This is a genomic window from Pseudoalteromonas sp. MMG010 (assembly GCF_018100905.1).
Taxonomy (GTDB): domain Bacteria; phylum Pseudomonadota; class Gammaproteobacteria; order Enterobacterales; family Alteromonadaceae; genus Pseudoalteromonas.
Window position 1 is genome coordinate 105,990 of sequence record NZ_JAGJEG010000004.1, and the last position, 20,002, is coordinate 125,991.

Genomic DNA, 20,002 nt, shown 5'->3' on the forward strand with positions numbered 1-20,002 from the left:
CAATGACTTTAAAAATAGCAGTAACACCAGGCGAACCAGCAGGGATAGGCCCGGATTTATTTATTAAATTAGCCCAGTTAAAATGGGATGCGCAGTTAGTCGCGATTGCTGATGGTGCGTTGTTAAAAACACGCGCCGAACAATTAGGCCTGAGTATTAATTTAATTGAGTTTGACCCTCATGCAAAAGCAACCCCCGCTCCTGCAGGCAGTGTTTATATTCACCAAGTTGATTTAGGTGGGCCTGTAGAGCTAGGTGTCTTAGATGATACCAATGGTCAATATGTATTAGATACTCTGCGTATTGCCAGTGAAAAAAATATGGATGGTACCTTTGACGCCGTTGTCACCGGACCTGTGCATAAAGGTATTATTAATAAAGCGGGAATTTCGTTTAGTGGTCATACTGAGTACTTTGCACAACAATCAAATACACCTGATGTTGTCATGTTACTGGCAACTGAAGGGTTACGTGTTGCATTAGTCACTACACACATCCCACTTGCTTATGTATCTCGTGCTATTACTGAGGAACGTTTAACCAAAGTTATCGGCATTTTAAATCATGACTTACAAACCAAATTTGGTATTGAAAAGCCTCGTATTTTAGTTTGTGGTTTAAACCCTCATGCTGGTGAAGACGGGCATCTAGGTAATGAAGAGATAGAAACAATTACTCCTACGCTAAATAAACTCAATGAGCAAGGGATGAATTTAATTGGTCCTCTTCCGGCTGATACACTTTTTCAGGATAAATACTTATCACAAGTTGATGCTGTATTAGCAATGTATCACGATCAAGGCTTACCTGTGTTAAAATACAAAGGGTTTGGCAAGTCAGTAAATATTACGCTTGGCCTTCCTTTTATTCGCACCTCAGTAGACCATGGCACCGCCCTAGATTTAGCCGGTACAGGGAATGCTGAAGTTGGCAGTTTTGAATTAGCAATCCGCGAGGCAATAAAGCTCGCCCATGAAAAAGCACAAATTAATGACCGATAAAGTACATTTAGGCCATCGCGCCCGTAAACGTTTTGGACAAAACTTTTTATTTGATGAAATGATCATTGATAAAATTGTTTCTGCCATCGATCCTAAGCCTGAAGATAACCTGGTAGAGATTGGGCCTGGTCTGGGCGCAATTACTGAGCCTGTGGCGCAACTAAGCGGACAATTAACCGTGGTTGAGCTAGATAAAGATTTAGTTCAACGTTTAATTGAGCACCCTGTTTTGGGGCCAAAATTAAACGTTAACCAAGGCGATGCAATGAAATTCGACTTTGCGAGCCTCGTTAAAGACGATAAAAAACTAAAGGTCTTTGGCAATCTGCCTTATAACATATCAACTCCGTTGCTATTTCACCTTTTTGAATTTGCAGATAATATCGAACACATGCACTTTATGCTGCAAAAAGAAGTTGTAAAACGTATGGTTGCAGGCCCTGGTAGTAAAACATTTGGTCGCTTAAGTGTCATGACACAATATTACTGTAATGCGATCCCCGTTATAGAAGTACCGCCTGAATGCTTTAAACCAGCACCAAAAGTAGATTCTGCCGTTATTCGTTTAATCCCTAAAAAACCTGAGCAACGTAGTGCTAAAAGTACCAAGATATTAAATCAAGTTTGTCTTGAAGCTTTTAACCAGCGTCGTAAAACATTACGTAATAGCTTAGCTAACTTATTAACAGCAGATGAGCTAACAAGTATTGGTATTGATATTACTTTACGCGCTGAAAGCTTATCTTTACAACAATTTATAGATATAGCCAACTGGATTTATGACAACAAATAACATGGGTTCGCCCGTTAAAGTATCGGTAGAGACCTTTTATGTTGAAGGTCAATCAGAGCCAGAACAAGACAAGTATGTATTTGCATACTCAGTAACCATTAAAAACCATAGTTTATGTAGCACAAAGTTACTAAGCCGCTACTGGTTAATTACCGATGCAAATGGAAAAGAAGTTGAAGTTCAAGGTGATGGTGTGGTTGGCGAAACCCCAACGATAGGCCCCGGTGAAAGCTACAATTACACCAGCGGTGCTATCTTAGACACTCCAGTTGGGACTATGCAGGGTTATTACACCTTAAAAAATGAATTTGGCTCAACCATTGAAGCACCTATTAATGTGTTTCGTTTAGCCTGCCCAAATATATTACATTAACCGTGGTGGCTCTGTATGGCTAACTATGCAATAGGTGACTTACAGGGCTGTTTTAATGAGTTTCAAGCCTTATTACGGCGTGTAAATTTCAACCCCAGTCAAGATCACCTTTATTTAGTTGGTGATATTGTTGCCCGCGGGCCCGACTCACTTGCCTGTATTGAGTTTATTTATAAGCACCAAAACAGTATAAGCATTACTTTAGGTAATCATGATTTACATCTGATTGCTTGCTTTTACTTAAATAAACCAACAAACCCTAAAGATAAACTGGCCCCCTTATTAAGTAGCCGCCACATACAGCGCTACATTCACTACTTACAAACACAGCCTTTAGCAATTTGGTTAGCGCAACATAAGTGTTTTATTAGTCATGCAGGTTTAAATCCTCATTGGGATATACAACAAGCATTAAACCATGCAAAGTTTGCACAACAATGCTATCAGGGCAAAGACGCGACCTCTTTTTTTGAAAATATGTATGGCGCACACCCGACTGTTTTTTCATCTAAATTAAATAAATTTGAAAAGTTTCGCTACATCGTTAACTACTTTACGCGTATGCGCTTCTTATTACCAAATGATCAACTAGAGCTCAGTGCAAAAGGCGCAATAAAGCACAGCCCAGAACTAACACCTTGGTTTAATCATAAAAACTACAGTCAACTTAACCATAAAATTATTTTTGGCCATTGGGCATCTTTACAAGGAGTAACGGGGCATGAAGAGATCATTGCCTTAGATACAGGATGTGTCTGGGGAGCAGAGATGCGATTAATTAATTTAGATAATATGGAAATCATTTCAGAAAAATCACACTTTTTATTGAAATAAACTGAAAAGCCTAATCATTTCTGTTAAATTTAAAAGAATGAAATTAAATTCTATTTAAAGATAATAATTTCTTAACTTTTTGAAATTTTAGCCGATAACCTAGCTATCGCTCTTACCCCCTTGGAATATAATATGAACTTAACAGTTAGCCAGCGTATTTGGTGTGGTTTTATTTTTATCACCTTATTACTTTTAGCCATTGGTGGGAATTCACTAATTAAAATTGCTAATATTGGTGATTCAACACAGCAAGTAAACCAACTTTCTTTACCTGCATTAAATAAAAGCTCAAAACTACAATTTGAGTTTATGACTATAAGTAAAACAGCGCAAGCCAGCTTTTACTCAACCTCAGAAAAAGAACTACTTGCTTTTAAAGACGTCATCGAAAAAGAAAAAAAACTCTTTAGTAAAGCTCATTCAGAGCTTAATGCAGTGGTTAGCACTAACCCTTACTTAAATAAAAGTAGCCAAGAGGTTGGTCAAACATATCAGCGATTTATTGCTACAGTTGAAGAGTTGTTAGTTGAAAAAAGTAATCAGCTTAAACTAATAACCACATTAAAAAACCAAGTAGAGAGCATTGATATAACAATTGAAGATGCGAACTCAATTATCTTAGATATTATTGATATTGACGGTTTTGAACAAGACTCTCCACGTGCTTACCAAGCAGCAAATAGCCTCGAAAATAACTTTATGTCGGTCACCACTAACAGTACCGATATGCTCACAGTTAAAACCTTACAAACGCTTGATATTATAAAGCAAGAGCAAGAATACTATTTTGAAGAAGTACTCAATTCAATTGCCTTAATTAAGCCAGCAATAGAAAACTCAAATAATGAACTTTACAGTGATCTACAGCAATATGTTGATAAATTAGAAGATAATATATCAGGTAACAACAGCTTAGCTGCAAATACCAAACGCTTTATAAATGCAACGAATCTAGCACAGCAGCAGGTAATTGAGTCTGAGCAAGCCACTGCAACTGCGTTAAAACAAATTGATGAATTAGTAGATGAAGCAAGTAATGTTGCATTTAAACTGCAAACAGAAGTTCGTTCAGATGTAAACTCTGCCACTCTTTGGACTTGGATAGGCATGGTTGTTGCCACATTAATTGCTATTGTTATCGCATTAATGACAGTTAATCGCATTATTAAACCTCTGGCAGAAGTTAACCGTATATTAGGTATTGTCGCTAATGGTGATATGACTCAGCGCTTAGATGACAGTGCTCAAGATGAATTTGGTGAGCTTTCACATAGCTGTAATACTTTAATTGATAGTTTACGTAGTCTTATTAAAGGCATTATTTCTCGCTCAACACAGCTTGCTGCTGCTTCAGAAGAAACGTCAGCGATTACCGGAGAATCTAGTCAAGCAATTAGTAATCAGCAAGCACAAGTTGAACAAGCCGCAACGGCAACAACACAAATGAACAGCACTTCACAAACCGTGAGTGAAAGTGCGCATCAAGCGCTCAATGATATTAAAAATGCAGATAAAGAAGCAGAGCGTGTTAAAGGGATATCTAATAACAATAAAGCAACCATTGAGCAGCTAGCACGTGAGGTTGATGATGCCTCTCAAGTGATTAATAAGCTGCATCAAGACAGTGCTTCAATTGGTAGCATTTTAGATGTTATTAGAGGGATTGCAGATCAAACCAACTTATTAGCACTCAATGCAGCAATCGAAGCTGCTCGTGCAGGTGAATACGGCCGTGGCTTTGCAGTTGTTGCTGATGAAGTACGATCTTTAGCAAGTAAAACTCAAGAATCGACACAAGAAATACAATCGATGATTGAATCACTGCAAACAGGTGCTGAAGCGGCTGTAACTGCAATGAAAAAAGGTAAACAGCAAGCTGAGTCTTGTGTTGAGCAAAGTGATTTAGCCAATACAGCATTAAACTCAATTACGTTTGCGGTATCACAAGCACACGATGTGAGTGAAGAGATATCAACAGCAGCATTAGAGCAACAACAAGTATCTCAAGAGATCAGTGAGCGCTTAGAATCAATTGTAGCAATAGCAGAGCAAACAGCTGAGGGTGCGAGCCAAACTAACATATCAAGTACTGAGGTCGCGAAGCTTGCAGAAGAGCTTCGTTTATCAGTTGATGAGTTTAAAGTTTAACATTTAAAATGGGGCCTCTACGGCCCCAACTTTATAGCTAAAGACTGACCTTCATTATTAATTTTAATCTCCCTCTCTGTTTTCCTGTAGTCTCAAAACTGATCCCTGTTAAGCTTTAAGTCATCAATTTTTAACTAAGCACTTCCCGATAACAAAATAACAGGTTATTTTGACTAACTTTAAGGCTGGTATAGATAAGGTCGTTAAATCTAACTTAATCTCGCAAATAACCTGACATTGTTATTATAAAAGTAATGTATAAAGATTTTATTTAGACATAAAAAAACCGCGTTCAACGCGGCTTTTAAATTTGTTTTAACTGAAGCTATTAAATACCAGCACGGTTTTTGATTACCGCAATTAAAGGAGAGCTTCCGAAGCCATTTGACTCAGCCCAAGACAGGTCTGCGCCGTCTTTTAGCGAGCTTTTAGATAAGTTTTTAACGATATACTCACCAGTATCAACGGCATTACTAGCAACCGCATGACGTAATAAGTTATTTCCGTTACAAGCAATTGCATCATACACATTGCGTATTTTAATACGTGAGCTTTTTAATTTACTACGTAAACGATTTTTATCGTTCGAAGCAATATATTCACATATTGAAACGGCTAATTGGTCATCAGCACTTGCAGGTGCTGTATAAACAAAAGAACCCGCTGCAATAGCGGAAATTAAAACAAGCTTAGATAAATTCATAGTAAAAACCCTTTGATACTTTAGTACTAAAACAAACTATGATAATTATACCAAGTGATTAAGTTTTCCGCAATAATGTTATTACCTTTTAGACAAAGTTACGAATTTATAACTAGGTAAAGTATCGTTATTACTCGTTACCTGTTGCTCATCGAGTGTTTTCCAATTAGCGACTGTCATATACTCAGGAAATTGAGTATCGCCAGCAACTTCTAAATCAATCAGGGTTAAGTATAAGCGATCTGCAATAGGTAAAAACTGTTGATAGATATTCCCTCCCCCAATTATCATTATCTCCTCTACGTCAAAGACAAGCTCTAGCGCAGCCTCTGGCGAAGACACTGTTTCAATCCCTTCACTTTGGTACTCACTATTACGCGTGATAATAATATTACGACGGTTAGGTAGAGGGCGACCAATAGATTCAAATGTCTTTCGTCCCATGATCACAGGCTTACCTGTTGTCACCTTTTTAAAATGCTGTAAATCAGCAGGCAGGTGCCATGGCATTTCATTATCAAGCCCTATAACTCGATTATTTGCCATGGCAGCTATCATTGAAATTATCACATCAATATCCTAATACTTTTATAGTAAACAAAGAAAAAGGAGCCAATGCTCCTTTTTATATATTAATTATATTATCGTTCGTAGACGACTTCTACATCGTAATCGTCTTCGTCCCAATCATCCCAGTCGTCATCATTGTTATTTTTAGTCGCATCTTTATGGTAAGTATCCCACTTGAATTCAACCTCTTCATCTTCAACTTCAACAAATTTCTCTTTAGGCATACTATCGAGTAAGCTCATAATATTATGTATTAGAGATTGTGTATTTAGTTTGTTGATTGCTGAAATTTGATAAACGTTTTCTTCTTCACCAAGTTCTTGGGCAATTTGTTCACATAATGCCTGCGCTTCGTCCTCTGGTAACAAATCAATTTTGTTAAACACTATCCAACGCGGTTTATCAGCAAGCTTAGGGCTATATTGATGCAACTCATTAATTATTGAAAACGCATTATCTACAGGGTTCGAGCCATCAACTGGCATTACATCAATTATATGAAGTAATACACGACAACGCTCTAAATGCTTTAAGAAACGAATTCCTAAACCAGCGCCATCAGAAGCTCCTTCAATAAGCCCTGGAATATCGGCAATTACAAATGATTTATTTGCTTCAGGGCGTACAACACCTAAGTTAGGTATTAACGTGGTAAAAGGGTAATCGGCCACTTTAGGCTTGGCAGCAGATACACTGCGAATAAAGGTCGACTTACCTGCATTTGGCAAACCAAGTAGTCCAACATCAGCAAGTAGCATTAATTCAAGTTTTAAATTACGGACTTCACCGGGTGTTCCCAGCGTTTTTTGGCGTGGTGCACGGTTTGTGCTTGATTTAAAACGTGCATTCCCCAAGCCATGGAAACCACCTTTAGCAACAACAATTCGCTGACCGTTTTGCGTTAAATCACCTAATGCCTCTTGTGTATCCACATCCATGATACGAGTACCCACAGGTACTTTAACAAATAAATCTTCCCCTTTTTTACCCGTACAGTTACGGCTTTGTCCGTTTGTACCACGTTCAGCACGGTGAAAACGTTCAAATTGATAATCAATTAGGGTATTTAAGTTTTCATCAGCCTGTAGATAAACACTACCACCATCTCCACCGTCACCGCCGTCAGGGCCGCCGTCTGGTACATATTTTTCTCGACGGAAAGATACGATACCGCTGCCGCCGTCACCAGCTTCTGCGCGAATTTCTACTTCATCTACAAACTTCATGATTACTCACTTTAGGGATTGGCTTTAATTTAACTATTATATACCCAAGCCAACAAAAATGCAGGCTTGGGTATATATTCAATAACTTGAAAACAAAAAACCCCGCAAAGGCGGGGTTTTTAAACTACCTTACTGATTACTCAGCTACGATAGTTACGTATTTGCGGTTTAAAGGACCTTTTTGTTCAAATTGAACTTTACCATCTGCTTTTGCAAAGATAGTATGGTCTTTACCGATACCTACGTTTGTGCCAGGGTGGAAACGAGTTCCACGTTGACGAACAATGATGCTACCCGCTAAAACTGATTCGCCACCAAAACGCTTAACACCTAGGCGTTTGCTTTCTGAATCGCGACCGTTACGAGTACTACCAGCTGCTTTTTTATGTGCCATTTCTAAGTACCTCTAATTAAGCGCTAATGCCAGTGATTTTAACTTCAGTGAACCATTGACGATGACCCATCTGCTTACGAGAATGCTTACGGCGTCTAAATTTAACAACCTTAATTTTCTCACCGCGACCATGTGAAACAACCTCAGCTGTTACTTTACCACCGTTTACGAACGGTACACCGATCTCAATTTTCTCACCATCAGCAACTAAAAGTACTGAATCAAATTCAACTGCCGCACCAGTTTCTACGTCTAATTTCTCAAGACGAATCGTTTGACCTTCAGTCACACGATGCTGTTTACCACCACTTTGGAAAACCGCGTACATAATTAACTCCGTCTGTGCGCCCTCAAATCGACGCAACTAAAATATTCTTCGATAGGGCGCGAAGTTTACGCTAATGCTTAAAAACTAGCAAGCCCCATTTTTAATAAAATCAATAATAATTAGCTGCATTGAGAGCAATTCAATATTTGCAGTTATTTTATATTAAATTAGCCCGTTGCCAAGCGCTTTTTAGCAACTAAGTTAAAAATAAATAGACTTTACATCAGTAAAAGACAAATCACTGTACATAATAAATATATTCGCCCTTAAATCAGTGGGCTGATGACATCAACTGCTCATTATTTAAACTCAAACTTGTATTTATAGTAATAAAATCTCAGTTAGAACATGTTTTTTAAAGGATTCGTCGTAAAATATCGAGCTAGGTCATTTTTTGTTGTATAATCGCTGGCGTTAACACACCTAAAACTGGCTCGGAGATCAATGGATATAAAAGCTATCCAGGCGTTAATCGAAAGCGATATGAATGACGTCAATCAACTTATACATGCACAAATGCAGTCTGATGTAGCGTTAGTGAATCAACTTGGCTTATATATAGTTAACAGCGGCGGTAAACGCGTACGCCCAATGCTAGCTATTTTAGCGGCCAAAGCACTTGGTTATCAGGGCAAAGATCATATTACCTTAGCGACTATCGTTGAGTTTATTCATACCGCGACCTTGTTACATGATGATGTCGTAGATGAGTCAAACTTACGCCGTGGTACACCAACAGCAAATGCCGAGTTTGGCAATGCCGCCAGTGTGTTAGTGGGTGACTTTATTTATACTCGCTCATTTCAATTAATGGTTGGCCTTGGGAAAATGCAAATAATGCAAGTTCTGGCTGATGCGACGAACGTTATTGCTGAAGGTGAAGTATTACAGTTGATGAATTGTAATGACCCTGACACCACTGAAGCAAGTTACATGCAGGTTATTTATTCTAAAACAGCCAAATTATTTGAAGCAGCCACCGGCCTTGCTGCTATTGTTACCGAAAAAGACGAAACGATTTTAAATGCCTTAAACCTGTATGGTATGCATTTAGGTACCGCTTTTCAGTTAGTTGACGATGTACTAGATTACAGCGCTGATGCAAGTCAATTAGGTAAAAACATCGGTGATGATTTAGCTGAAGGTAAACCGACACTGCCACTCATTTATGCCATGCAACAAGGGAATGAACAACAAGTAAAGTTAATTCGTGATGCCATTGAGTATAGTAACGGCATGGATCATTTAGATGATATCTTAGCAACCCTAGCACAAACTAATGCACTTGAGTTTACAATGAAAAAAGCAGAACAAGAGGCCGATAAAGCCATTGCTTGTTTAAACTTCCTTGAAGATTCTGACTATAAACAAGCGCTGATTAGTTTAGCGCGCATTGCGGTTGATAGAACCCACTAACAGCCCACTCCTCGCATTTTCAGTGCTTCATTATTTCCATGTTACTAATTTTAGCATTAGTGACATGGGTTAATTAAATCATCTCTCATCTTTAGTTTTTTTGACACAAAATAAAACATCACATTATAAAAAATGGCGTGCTTTACTTTGTTATAACTAAAGTAAAGCACGCCATTTCATTTTATAAGCGCATACAGCGATTACCGCTAGCTAATAAACTATTAGTCAATCATATTAGCGATAGGTTGCATTGGATTCACATCGCTGTCGTAATCAACGCCATCAATACCAAAACCAAACAAACGTAAAAACTCATTATGATAACCAACATAATCTGTTAGCTCATCTATCGAGTCAGTTTTTACACTATCCCACACGTGTTGAATACGCGATTGAACATCATCTTCAAGCTCTTTATAGTTTTGGAATAAGTGACCACCGTCATCAAAACGTGGATTATCACCATATAAATTCTCAGTAAATAAACCGTGAATTTGCTCAATAGTGCCCTCATACGTACCATCTTGCTTCATTACTTTAAACAAAGCAGAGATATACAATGGCATTATTGGGATAGCAGAGCTTGCCTGAGTAACCACCGCATTTAATGATGACACGTACGCTTGGCCATTTAAGTCAGCTGTCGCCGCTTTAATTGCTACTGTTGCACGGTCTAAATCTTCTTTTGCTTTACCAATTGTTGCGTGACCATAAATAGGCCAGGTTAATTCTTTTCCAATATAGGTATAAGCACTTGTTTTAAAGTTTTCAGCAAGCACACCGGCTTCTTTAAGTGCATCAATCCACATTTCCCAATCTTCACCACCCATTACTTTAATCGTATTGTCGATATCATCTTGGGTTGCAGCTTCAACGGTAATTTCGTCAATTTCACGTTTTGATGTATTTAAGTTTTTAGTGGTAACTGAGTTACCAATCGGCTTAAGCGTAGAAGAATATACTTCACCGGTGTTTGGATCGGTTCTACGAGGAGATGCTAAGCTATAAATAACACAGTCTATTTTTCCTAGCTCTGCTTTAATGGTCTCAATTGCTTTTTGTTTTATTTCATTAGAAAACGCATCGCCATTGATGTTTTTAGACCAAATTCCAGCATCATCCGCAGCAGCCTGAAATGCAGCAGTATTATACCAACCCGCTGAACCTGTTTTACGTTCAGTCCCTTCTTTTTCAAAGAAAATACCTAATGTTTTAGCACCACCACCAAAAGCTGCGGTAATACGTGATGCCAAACCATAACCTGTAGATGCACCAATAACGAGCACATTTTTAGGGGCATTTTTTAATGTACCTTGCTGTTTAACATAGTTAATTTGCTCTTGTACATGTTCTGCACAACCTACAGGGTGAGCATTTGTGCAGATAAATCCACGAATTTTAGGCTTAATGACCATTGATCATCCTATATCTTTTACTATAAAAATTAGCGCTAGTTTAAAGGCTAATACTAAAAACACTGATCTGATCAGTTTAACATACACCCATTAACTGATTTTCGAACCACCTAAACAGGTTGGAGATGCAGGCGCTTGCCCTTCTTGCTGTGCATATTCGTCAGGCGTGTAAGTATGTATCGCTAAAGCATGAATATGATGTGCTAGTTCATCTTTTAATATTTCGTTTACTAAACGATGGCGCTGTAATAAACGCTTACCAGTAAACTCTTCACTAACAATAATCACTTTAAAATGAGAGTCAATTCCGCGGCTATGCATATGGCTTTCATTTATGACATTTAAATGCTTGCATGCAATTGCATCACCTAACTTTTGTTCAATCTGTTGTTGCATCGATATTAAACTGTATTGCTAATTAATACGTTAACTATAACAAGTAAGTGAATAAATTGGCTACATCCGTGACGGTAAAATATACCTAAAGGTTAAACTTATCCGTGGATGTAGTAACGCTGTTTGCTTAGCAATAGCATGCTGATAATCGCGCTGACTATATCCATGCATCAGCAACAAGCTACCACTTTGTAATTTAAAATTACTCACTTTGTTACTCGCTTTATGTTTTAATTTTATTGCTCGTTCTGCTCCTAGTGATATACAAGCAATACAAGGCTCAGGTCCAAGCTCTATTTCATCATCACTATGAAAACCCATGGTATCGTTACCATCTCGATAATAATTCACCAGTAACGAATTAAATGGCCGGTTTAAACTGTTTTCAAGTCGGCGTTTTAAAGCAAGCAAAATATTATCCCAAACTTCAACTCGCAAAGAAGTTTGAGAGTAACCATAATTAATAGCGTTATCACTGAAAAAGCATTGCAACCTGGGGATCGGTGCTGTTTTGCCATAAACGTGAGTTGAGGGTTGCTGCCAATTGAGATTTTTCTGTAAATAGTAAAATAAATTGAGACTTTTCTGCGCACTTATTGCTTTTGGTTGATAAGAAAAGCCATTTGGTAACAGTTGGGGGTTGGCGTTTGGGCGTTGCATGTTAGAATTTACCTACATTAGATTACTGAACCAAAACTATTATGACAACACAAGCAAAGCTCGGTGACAAAACCTTTACCTTAGAGCGTTTTCCTTTAGATCAAAAAAACCGTAGCCTACAAGCTTGGGATTCTGGTGATGAGTACCTTATTAACTATATAAATGAACACCACCCTGATTGTCGCTCGTTGCTCATTTTAAACGACAGCTTTGGTGCCCTGTCTTGTTACTTTAGTCAGTTAACTGTTTGTTCAGTCAACGACTCATATATTAGTCATCAAGCAGCAGCGTACAATATGCAAGAAAATAAGCTTTCTACTGCCAATTTCACACAGTTAGATAGTTTATCGTCGCTGCCTGAAAACGTCGATTTAGTACTGGTGAAAATACCACGTAATACCGGCTTTTTACAATTTCAGTTAAGTGAATTAAGCGAAATATTAGCACCCAACACCCCGGTGATTGCTGCAGGTAAAACAAAAGAGATACACAATTCGACTATTAAAGCATTTGAGCGCTTTATTGGTGAAACAAAAACCAGTTTAGCGGTTAAAAAATCCCGCTTAATTATCAGCCAAGCTAAAGGCGGATATCAGTCAACCGACTTCCCTATAAACTGGGAACTTGAAGGCACTGATTTTAAAATTACTAATCACGCGAATGTATTTTCGCGTGACTCATTAGATATAGGGGCTCGTTTCTTTTTTAATTACCTACCACAAACGCCTAAATCTAAAAGTATTATAGACTTAGGCTGTGGCAATGGCGTAGTCGGGTTAATGACATTATCGCGCTGCCCAAATGCAGCGGTTACATTTGTCGATGAATCATATATGGCTGTAGAATCAGCGCGCTTAAATGTAGAGCAAAATTTAGAATCTCGCTTTGATGATTGTCAATTTATTGAGAATGACTGTTTAACTGGCTTTGCTAAAAATAGTGTTGATATTGTGCTTTGTAATCCCCCTTTTCATCAAGCTCAAGCTGTAACTGATCACATTGCATGGCAAATGTTTAAACAAGCAAAGGATACATTAAAAGAAGGTGGTGAGCTGCGTATTATAGGTAATCGTCATTTAGACTATCACGATAAACTAAATCGTATGTTTGGAAACTGTAAATTATTGGGCTCAAATAAAAAGTTTGTCGTATTGAGCGCAACAAAAAATAGTGGAACGCTATAAAATGAACATGTTGAAAATAGGTATTTACTGCACTTTATTAATGACACTAACCGCTTGCAGTGCCCCCCAAAATCAAGTTATTTTTAATCCAGTGTATAAAAACGCACAGGTGAGTAATATTAACGCCAGCGTAAGTACCAGTGTTATTGATTTACGTGGTGACAATAGTACGCTAAAGATTATTAACGATAAGCAAACGAAAACAATTGCGAGTCAAGGTGTTGCTGATTCGGTAAAAAGTATCCTCGACAGTGCCCTTAGCCGTAACGGCGCTAGGGTCTCAAATCGTGCAACAACTCGTTTTGAGCTTGATATAAATACGCTGCAGAGTGTTGTAACAGAAAAGCTAATGAGCCATACCAGCCATGCTAACACGGCTTTTACAGTGCGTATTATTCGTGCAAATAGCAATTTTAGTAAAACATATTCGGGGACTGCCAATTTAGAAGGCCCATTAAGTCACGATAGAGCTAAAATCGAAGGCCAACTAAATAAGCTAACCGAGCAGCTTATTACGCGTATCGTTTCTGATCCTGAATTAATTACATTTTTAGAAGGCACCCCATGAAAAAAATAATACTCTTCACTCTTTGTACATTAATAAGTCACTCAATTTTTGCGGCTCAAGAAGGCCGCTTTGTACAAAAAGATAATATCTTCCCCCAGGTTGAAATAGTCACCTCTCTTGGCAATATAGTGGTTGAATTAGACCGCTCAAAAGCCCCTATTACCGTTAATAACTTTCTTACTTATGTGATGGATAAAAGCTATCAAGGCAGTGTATTTCACCGCGTTGAACGCGATGTAGAGAATGACCGTGATTTTGTTATTCAAGGAGGAGGATACGATAAAGATTACGATGGTTTACATGAAAATGATCCTATTTTTAACGAAAGCGGAAACGGCCTTAAAAATGATATGTATAGTATCGCAATGGCTTATCAAGATAGAGAGCCGCATACAGGTACCCGTCAATTCTTTTTTAACATGGAAAATAACGACCATTTAAACCCAGGCCGAGAATGGGGGTTTGCTGTATTTGGAAATGTAATGGATGGCTATGACACATTAGACAAAATAATGGCCGTTAAAACAGGATTTAACGAAAAAATTGGTTATGACTTTGTCCCCGTAGATCCGGTTGTAATACTAAATATAAAAGTACTGGCACATACACCATTATAATCAACAAATTTAAATACATTAGCCACTGAAGGCCCTATGAATAAAACACTCTCTTTGCAAGAATACTTTTCGTACTTTAAAGATAAACGGCTCATTAATATTTTTATTTTCGGCATTAGTAGTGGCTTTCCATGGGTTTTAATTGGCTCAGTTATGTCAGCTTGGCTTAAAGATGAAGGTCTTAGCCGCAGTATGATTGGGCTATTTGGCATTGTTTTTGGTGCCTATAGTATCAACTTTTTATGGTCACCATTAATTGATCGTATCAAACTACCGTTTTTATATAAAAAGTTAGGACAGCGTCGAAGTTGGATCATATTATGCCAATGCATCATGTTTTTTGGCACTTTAATGCTCGCCGGTCTCGACATAAAAATGAACTTGGCCATCGCTGCAAGCTTAAGCTTTTTAATTGCGATAGCCTCAGCGACACAAGATATTGCAATTGATGCCTTTCGCATTGATACCCTTAATGAAAACGAGTCTCACAAAAGTACTGCAGCCGCTGCTATGGCAACATCAGGATGGTGGACCGGATATGCTTTATTAGGTGCGATCCCATTTTATATGGCAGATCTTCGCGCAATTGATTGGCCGCAAATTTATTACTTTTTAGCTGTTATTATTCTTTTTTTAATGACTGGTGCATTATGGGCTAACGAACCTCAATCAAATCGTGAAGCAACACATGCTAAATTAGAGCAGCAATACCTAAATAAAATAGCCACAAAGAGGCAGACCCCACTGACAAAAGTCATTGCTTGGTTAGGGGTGACAGTTATAGACCCATTTAAAACGTTTTTTGCTAAAAATGGTGTAAAAACAGCATTAGCGTTATTAGCCTTTATATTTTTATTTAAAATTGGTGAAGCCTTTTTAGGACGAATGTCTATTGTTTTTTATAAAGAAATTGGTTTTAGTAACAGCGATATCGCCACATTTTCTAAAGTAGGTACCGCTGTGCTTACTATTATATTTAGTTTCATAGGAAGCCTATTCAATCAAAAATATGGCATTGTAAAAGGTCTATTCATTAGCGGTATTGCTATGGCAGCTTCTAACTTAGCATTTAGTGCTATTGCGTTAGTCGGCCCTAATTTAGGTTTATACGCGTTTGCTATCGTGATCGATGGTTTTACACAAGCTTGGTCTTTAGTTGCTATGGTCGCGTTTATATCTATGCTGTGTGATAGAGCATTCAGTGCGACACATTATGCACTTTTAGCATCACTGGGGAATTTAGGACGAACATTATTATCAAGTTATAGCGGGGTTGTAATAGATGACTGGTTAGCTGGAAATTGGGCACTATTTTTTCTGCTGACAGCTTTAATGGTTTTACCTTCGCTTATATTTTTGTACCTTATTAAAGGCAAACTCTACCAACTTGAAAGAAATTATCATAATAAAACATAAGTATTAGGGTGTAAAAACAGCAACACCCTAATAATCTTATCAACCAGCTTGTAATAACCCTAAAGCTTCGAGCGGGTCGACCTCAAGTGCAGTACAATAACGTACAAACTCAATGACATCTAAACGACGCTCCTGGTTTTCTATTTTACCAATAAAAGAGTGCGGCGTACCCAGTACTTGTGCAAGGCTTCGCATTGTATGCCCCTTTTCATGGCGCTTAACTTTAAGCCATTTAGTTAATCTTTCGTTCTCTTGTGAAGAAACAGTCTTGCCCATCATATAACATCTCCTACTTGATGATCTGACATACCCATTTAAAATGCAGTGAAATAAGTGTTAACCACTTAAATCAATTTGCTATTCCAATAACAAGCTGCAATCTAATACGGCATCTTTAAGTTTATTAAAAAAGAATGAAATTTTGCCCGTCCCATTCTGAATACATTATATACTAATATACACCTGGTTAAAATTTAATTGTTTACTTTGCACTAATTAAATAAAAACTAAACCATTATTACTAATGATACTTTAATATTACATTTACTGTGCTCCTACCAGTATATATGAGATAAAAATAAAACAAGGAACACACCGTTAACATTAAAGCATCAAAACAAACAACAATAATTGCAATAAAGACAATTAAATAATATAGAGGAATTTATGATTAGATTAATTTTTTTGCTTCCCATCGTTTTATGTATAGCGTGGTATTCCTTCTTAAAAATAAATAAAGTACCTGTAAAACAAGGAAAAAAAGGTTTTTTTTATATTTTAGGATTATCAGCGTTTGTATTAGGTTTTTTCATTTTAATGATACAAATAACCGAATACTCGCCTAGTGAATTCTAGCTAGACTAAATTTATTCATTGCTAAAATTTAAAATTAAGGGACAAGTAAGCTAAATTTTACACGCAAGAGTGAAAACGTTTTGGGTAGTAAAAAGTATGTATGTTAAGCGATACAACTTAAAAACCTATAACAGTAGTAATAACAATATGAATTTAAAATGACATGGCAATGAGGCGAAAGAGCAGAGTAAAAGTATAAAAAGTAATAAGGTTTAGGTTTAGTTAGAACAATTTAAAATGAACTGCTCATATTATTTTTTAATATAAGCAGCTCATAAAGTTAGCCTACATACTTTAGGCTAACACGACACTTTGGCTATTACGCCATAAAATCAACACCTTCTTTGATGTCTTTTTTAAGTGTTTCAAGCATGTCATTTTTAGCTTTTTCTTCAAATGCACTTAGCTCGCCGTAAGAAAGAATTTCTTCTACGCCGTTTTTACCTAAACGCACAGGGTGAGCGAAATACTCAGCATCGCCATTTTCAACAGCAACATAAGCGTAATCAACCACGTCTTCACCTTGTAAGCCTTTAACTAAAGACATACAAAAACGAGCAGCAGCGGCGCCCATAGATAATGTAGCTGAACCGCCACCGGCTTTAGCATTTACTACTTCAGTACCCGCATTTTGAATACGTGGAGTTAATGCTGCAACTTCTTCTTCAGTGAAGCTTACGCCTTCTACTTGTGAAAGTAGAGGAAGAATAGTTGTACCTGAGTGACCACCGATCACAGGAACTTTAACAGTGTCTACATCAACACCTTTAAGTTCAGCAACAAATGCTTCAGAACGAATAACATCTAATGTCGTAATACCGAATACACGGTTAGCATCGTAAGTGCCTGCTTTTTTAAATACTTCAGCAACAATTGGCACAGTACCGTTTACTGGGTTAGTGATAATACCTACTAATGCTTTAGGACAATTAGCAACAATACCTTCAGCTAACGTTTTAATGATACCTGCATTCACATTAAATAAATCAGCACGGTCCATACCTGGTTTACGTGGCATACCCGCTGGAATAAGTACAATGTCACAACCAGTTAAAGCTTGATCTAATGCATCAGCACCAAAACCCGCAACTTTAACATCTGTAGGGATGTGAGATAGGTCAACAGCAACACCAGGAACAACTGGTGCAACATCGTAAAGTGATAATTCAGAACCAGCTGGTAAACCTGTTTTTAATAATAAAGACAACGCTTGACCGATACCGCCTGCAGCACCTAATACAGCAACTTTCATTGGAATTCTCCGTAATTTGAAGATAGGAAATATTTGTGGCCCTTAAGATAATGAAATTAACGCCTAAAAACAAATTTATCCGGCTTTTTTTGCATATATTTTCGACCATAGTTTTATTCTTGCTTTATTTGCGGGGTTTAAAGGCGAACAACTGCTGCATAATTATTCATTTTTGTGTATAATTTTACCCACAAATAATAACAAGACGAACAATATGCAACCACAAGATAAGCAAGAAGCGCTGGTAAAAGCATTTAAAGCACTTTTAAAAGAAGAGAATTTTGGCTCTCAGGGCGAAATAGTAGAGGCATTAAAAGAACAAGGCTTTGATAATATAAGTCAAAGTAAAGTATCACGTATGTTGAGCAAGTTTGGCGCCGTGCGCACACGTAATGCCAAACAAGAAATGGTGTATTGCTTACCTGCAGAAATGGGGGTTCCAACAGCAAAAAGTCCGTTGCGTCAGCTTGTTATTGATATTATGCATAACGAAATGATGATTATAATTACCACCAGCCCAGGCGCGGCTCAATTAATAGCTCGCTTACTTGATTCTTTAGGCAAAGCTGATGGTGTATTAGGCACAATTGCTGGTGATGATACTATTTTTATTGCCCCAGCTAAAATATCTGAAATCGATATTACGTTAGAGCGAGTGCGTGTTCTTTTCGATACCGTATAAACTTAAAAAATAATAACAAGGCAGATTATAATTGCTTTAAAAAGGTCACTGACGGGGCAAAAAAAGCGCTACCCATATCGGCTTGAGTAAAATCAAGCCAGTGATCATAACATTCAGCGGTTCCTAAGCGACTACGTAAGACTTGTTCAAAGGCATTACCTGATGATGAGCAACTGATTGATAATAGCCCTTGTTCATATACATCCCCGTAAGGCATGCTTTGGTTAAGTAAAATAGGGTTACCTTGTTGATCTTTAATTTCACAACGTGTTGCGTGGCTAGTTTCTAACTTTTCGCTCAAAGGGCTATTGTCTAATCGCGTCCGCCCCATTATTTGCTCTTGTTCATCAAGAGACAGATGCTGCCAAATAGTTAAATCGTGTTTAAAACGCTGAACATGAATATAGCTCCCTAAATCTTCGAAAGTCCCAGGTTTATTCACTAAAGCCGTTGCTCGTTTTTGACGACCATGAGGGGTATCCCCCCCATAAATAAAGCCATTAAAGTCACGGCCATCTAAAAATCTAAAATTGCGAATTTGCTCAACAAGCTCTACATCCGGTGTAAATAATTTTAAAATTTGTAATGCAAGTAAATGATTTACATCTTCTCTATCAGATCGAATTTGTACAAATAAATCACAAGGTTGTGCACTCATTACATGCTCACTGTGATTTATGTTAGGAAAACTTTGTAATTGACTTGGGATAAACTCAGGCAATATATGAGGCCAATATTGCGCCCCAATCGCGACCATACACGACAGCATCGATTCAGAAAACTGATCATTAAATTCAGCTTCTATCACACTGACATGTTTAAGCTTAGCCCGTAAGGATTCATCTTGAGCATCAAGTACGTTAAAAAACAAATGTAACCCATGCAGGTTTGCTTCAGCACAAATTCCAGATTGCGCTTGTGCCATGATTAATCCTTAGCTAATTAATACACCTAATAAAACGTATTTGTTATATTAAGTGTTGAGGTTTTATTTTTATTATTCCTAGCCTTAAAAAATAAAGCGTGCGGGTTATACAAAAAGTACACTATTAAAATGATGAATATCGTTAGCTAAACATCGCAGTAACGCAGCTAACAAACAGCGCTAATTATTTATACGCCATAATATCATTCAGCCATTGTTAATATTGCTTGTAAGTATATGCCCTGA

At 37.6% G+C, this 20,002-nt stretch carries 23 protein-coding genes; 12 read left to right on the forward strand and 11 right to left on the reverse strand.

From position 1 onward, the window contains the following. Positions 1-2: 2 nt before the first annotated feature. From pdxA to J8L70_RS06530, 5 genes are all read left to right on the forward strand, one after another. Complete coding sequence (gene pdxA, locus J8L70_RS06510; RefSeq protein WP_211054730.1) at positions 3-1,001, forward strand: 4-hydroxythreonine-4-phosphate dehydrogenase PdxA; 999 nt, start codon at positions 3-5, stop codon at positions 999-1,001. Continuing rightward, a complete protein-coding gene (gene rsmA / locus J8L70_RS06515; RefSeq protein WP_211054826.1) occupies positions 991-1,794 on the forward strand; it encodes a 16S rRNA (adenine(1518)-N(6)/adenine(1519)-N(6))-dimethyltransferase RsmA in 804 nt (267 codons plus the stop codon). Before pdxA ends, rsmA begins: the two co-directional genes overlap by 11 nt. Next, complete coding sequence (gene apaG, locus J8L70_RS06520) at positions 1,781-2,167, forward strand: Co2+/Mg2+ efflux protein ApaG (RefSeq protein WP_211054731.1); 387 nt, start codon at positions 1,781-1,783, stop codon at positions 2,165-2,167. The genes rsmA and apaG overlap by 14 nt, the downstream gene beginning before the upstream one ends. Before the next feature lie 15 nt (positions 2,168-2,182). Next, on the forward strand, positions 2,183-3,001 hold the full coding sequence (locus tag J8L70_RS06525; protein ID WP_211054732.1) for a symmetrical bis(5'-nucleosyl)-tetraphosphatase: 819 nt from the start codon (positions 2,183-2,185) through the stop codon (positions 2,999-3,001). A gap of 132 nt (positions 3,002-3,133) precedes the next feature. After that, positions 3,134-5,149, forward strand: coding sequence for a methyl-accepting chemotaxis protein (locus J8L70_RS06530; RefSeq protein WP_211054733.1), 2,016 nt, complete (start codon positions 3,134-3,136; stop codon positions 5,147-5,149). Between the two features lie 328 nt (positions 5,150-5,477). Here J8L70_RS06530 and J8L70_RS06535 read toward each other — a convergent pair whose 3' ends face one another. From J8L70_RS06535 to rplU, 5 genes are all read right to left on the reverse strand, one after another. After that, positions 5,478-5,852, reverse strand: a complete 375-nt coding sequence (locus J8L70_RS06535) for a DUF3718 domain-containing protein (protein WP_211054734.1) — start codon at positions 5,850-5,852, stop codon at positions 5,478-5,480. An 81-nt stretch (positions 5,853-5,933) separates the two neighbouring features. After that, positions 5,934-6,422, reverse strand: coding sequence for a type 3 dihydrofolate reductase (folA, locus tag J8L70_RS06540; RefSeq protein ID WP_211054735.1), 489 nt, complete (start codon positions 6,420-6,422; stop codon positions 5,934-5,936). Positions 6,423-6,493: 71 nt separating this feature from the next. Then, entirely contained in the window at positions 6,494-7,648 is a 1,155-nt protein-coding gene (gene cgtA, locus J8L70_RS06545) for an Obg family GTPase CgtA (protein ID WP_211054736.1), read from the reverse strand. A gap of 136 nt (positions 7,649-7,784) precedes the next feature. Next, a complete protein-coding gene (gene rpmA / locus J8L70_RS06550; protein ID WP_211054737.1) occupies positions 7,785-8,042 on the reverse strand; it encodes a 50S ribosomal protein L27 in 258 nt (85 codons plus the stop codon). 16 nt (positions 8,043-8,058) lie between these two features. Further along, entirely contained in the window at positions 8,059-8,370 is a 312-nt protein-coding gene (gene rplU, locus J8L70_RS06555) for a 50S ribosomal protein L21 (protein WP_004587921.1), read from the reverse strand. A 444-nt stretch (positions 8,371-8,814) separates the two neighbouring features. On the opposite strand from rplU, the gene ispB reads away from it, so the two are divergent. After that, entirely contained in the window at positions 8,815-9,786 is a 972-nt protein-coding gene (gene ispB, locus J8L70_RS06560) for an octaprenyl diphosphate synthase (RefSeq protein ID WP_211054738.1), read from the forward strand. A 221-nt stretch (positions 9,787-10,007) separates the two neighbouring features. Here the strand turns inward: ispB and fabV are convergent, their stop codons facing one another. The 3 genes from fabV to J8L70_RS06575 form a co-directional block, all read right to left on the reverse strand. After that, a complete protein-coding gene (gene fabV, locus J8L70_RS06565) occupies positions 10,008-11,201 on the reverse strand; it encodes an enoyl-ACP reductase FabV (RefSeq protein WP_211054739.1) in 1,194 nt (397 codons plus the stop codon). 90 nt (positions 11,202-11,291) lie between these two features. Further along, positions 11,292-11,603: a BolA/IbaG family iron-sulfur metabolism protein gene (locus J8L70_RS06570; RefSeq protein WP_211054827.1), complete on the reverse strand. Its 312-nt coding sequence runs from the start codon at positions 11,601-11,603 to the stop codon at positions 11,292-11,294. Positions 11,604-11,657: 54 nt separating this feature from the next. Next, positions 11,658-12,257, reverse strand: a complete 600-nt coding sequence (locus J8L70_RS06575) for an alpha-ketoglutarate-dependent dioxygenase AlkB (protein ID WP_211054740.1) — start codon at positions 12,255-12,257, stop codon at positions 11,658-11,660. 41 nt (positions 12,258-12,298) lie between these two features. Between J8L70_RS06575 and J8L70_RS06580 the strand changes: the two genes are divergently transcribed. From J8L70_RS06580 to J8L70_RS06595, 4 genes are read left to right on the forward strand one after another with little or no spacing between them, the layout of a single operon-like run. Next, positions 12,299-13,441, forward strand: coding sequence for a methyltransferase (locus tag J8L70_RS06580; RefSeq protein ID WP_211054741.1), 1,143 nt, complete (start codon positions 12,299-12,301; stop codon positions 13,439-13,441). A 1-nt stretch (position 13,442) separates the two neighbouring features. Further along, entirely contained in the window at positions 13,443-14,009 is a 567-nt protein-coding gene (locus tag J8L70_RS06585; protein ID WP_211054742.1) for a YajG family lipoprotein, read from the forward strand. Further along, entirely contained in the window at positions 14,006-14,626 is a 621-nt protein-coding gene (locus J8L70_RS06590) for a peptidylprolyl isomerase (RefSeq protein WP_211054743.1), read from the forward strand. The genes J8L70_RS06585 and J8L70_RS06590 overlap by 4 nt, the downstream gene beginning before the upstream one ends. A 36-nt stretch (positions 14,627-14,662) precedes the next feature. Then, a complete protein-coding gene (locus tag J8L70_RS06595; RefSeq protein WP_211054744.1) occupies positions 14,663-16,042 on the forward strand; it encodes an MFS transporter in 1,380 nt (459 codons plus the stop codon). 39 nt (positions 16,043-16,081) lie between these two features. Here J8L70_RS06595 and J8L70_RS06600 read toward each other — a convergent pair whose 3' ends face one another. After that, entirely contained in the window at positions 16,082-16,321 is a 240-nt protein-coding gene (locus J8L70_RS06600; RefSeq protein ID WP_211054745.1) for a helix-turn-helix transcriptional regulator, read from the reverse strand. Positions 16,322-16,708: 387 nt separating this feature from the next. Between J8L70_RS06600 and J8L70_RS16055 the strand changes: the two genes are divergently transcribed. Beyond that, entirely contained in the window at positions 16,709-16,897 is a 189-nt protein-coding gene (locus J8L70_RS16055; RefSeq protein ID WP_247664716.1) for a hypothetical protein, read from the forward strand. Positions 16,898-17,216: 319 nt separating this feature from the next. Here the strand turns inward: J8L70_RS16055 and mdh are convergent, their stop codons facing one another. Then, positions 17,217-18,149: a malate dehydrogenase gene (gene mdh, locus J8L70_RS06605; protein ID WP_211054746.1), complete on the reverse strand. Its 933-nt coding sequence runs from the start codon at positions 18,147-18,149 to the stop codon at positions 17,217-17,219. A gap of 214 nt (positions 18,150-18,363) precedes the next feature. Here mdh and argR point away from each other — a divergent pair, with 214 nt between their 5' ends. Continuing rightward, positions 18,364-18,831 carry a transcriptional regulator ArgR gene (gene argR, locus J8L70_RS06610; RefSeq protein WP_211054747.1) on the forward strand — a complete coding sequence of 156 codons (468 nt, stop codon included), beginning with the start codon at positions 18,364-18,366 and terminating at the stop codon, positions 18,829-18,831. 25 nt (positions 18,832-18,856) lie between these two features. Here the strand turns inward: argR and J8L70_RS06615 are convergent, their stop codons facing one another. Continuing rightward, the gene (locus J8L70_RS06615; protein WP_211054748.1) at positions 18,857-19,756 is read right to left on the reverse strand and encodes a Dyp-type peroxidase; all 900 of its coding nucleotides are present in this window, start codon (positions 19,754-19,756) and stop codon (positions 18,857-18,859) included. Positions 19,757-20,002 lie beyond the last annotated feature (246 nt).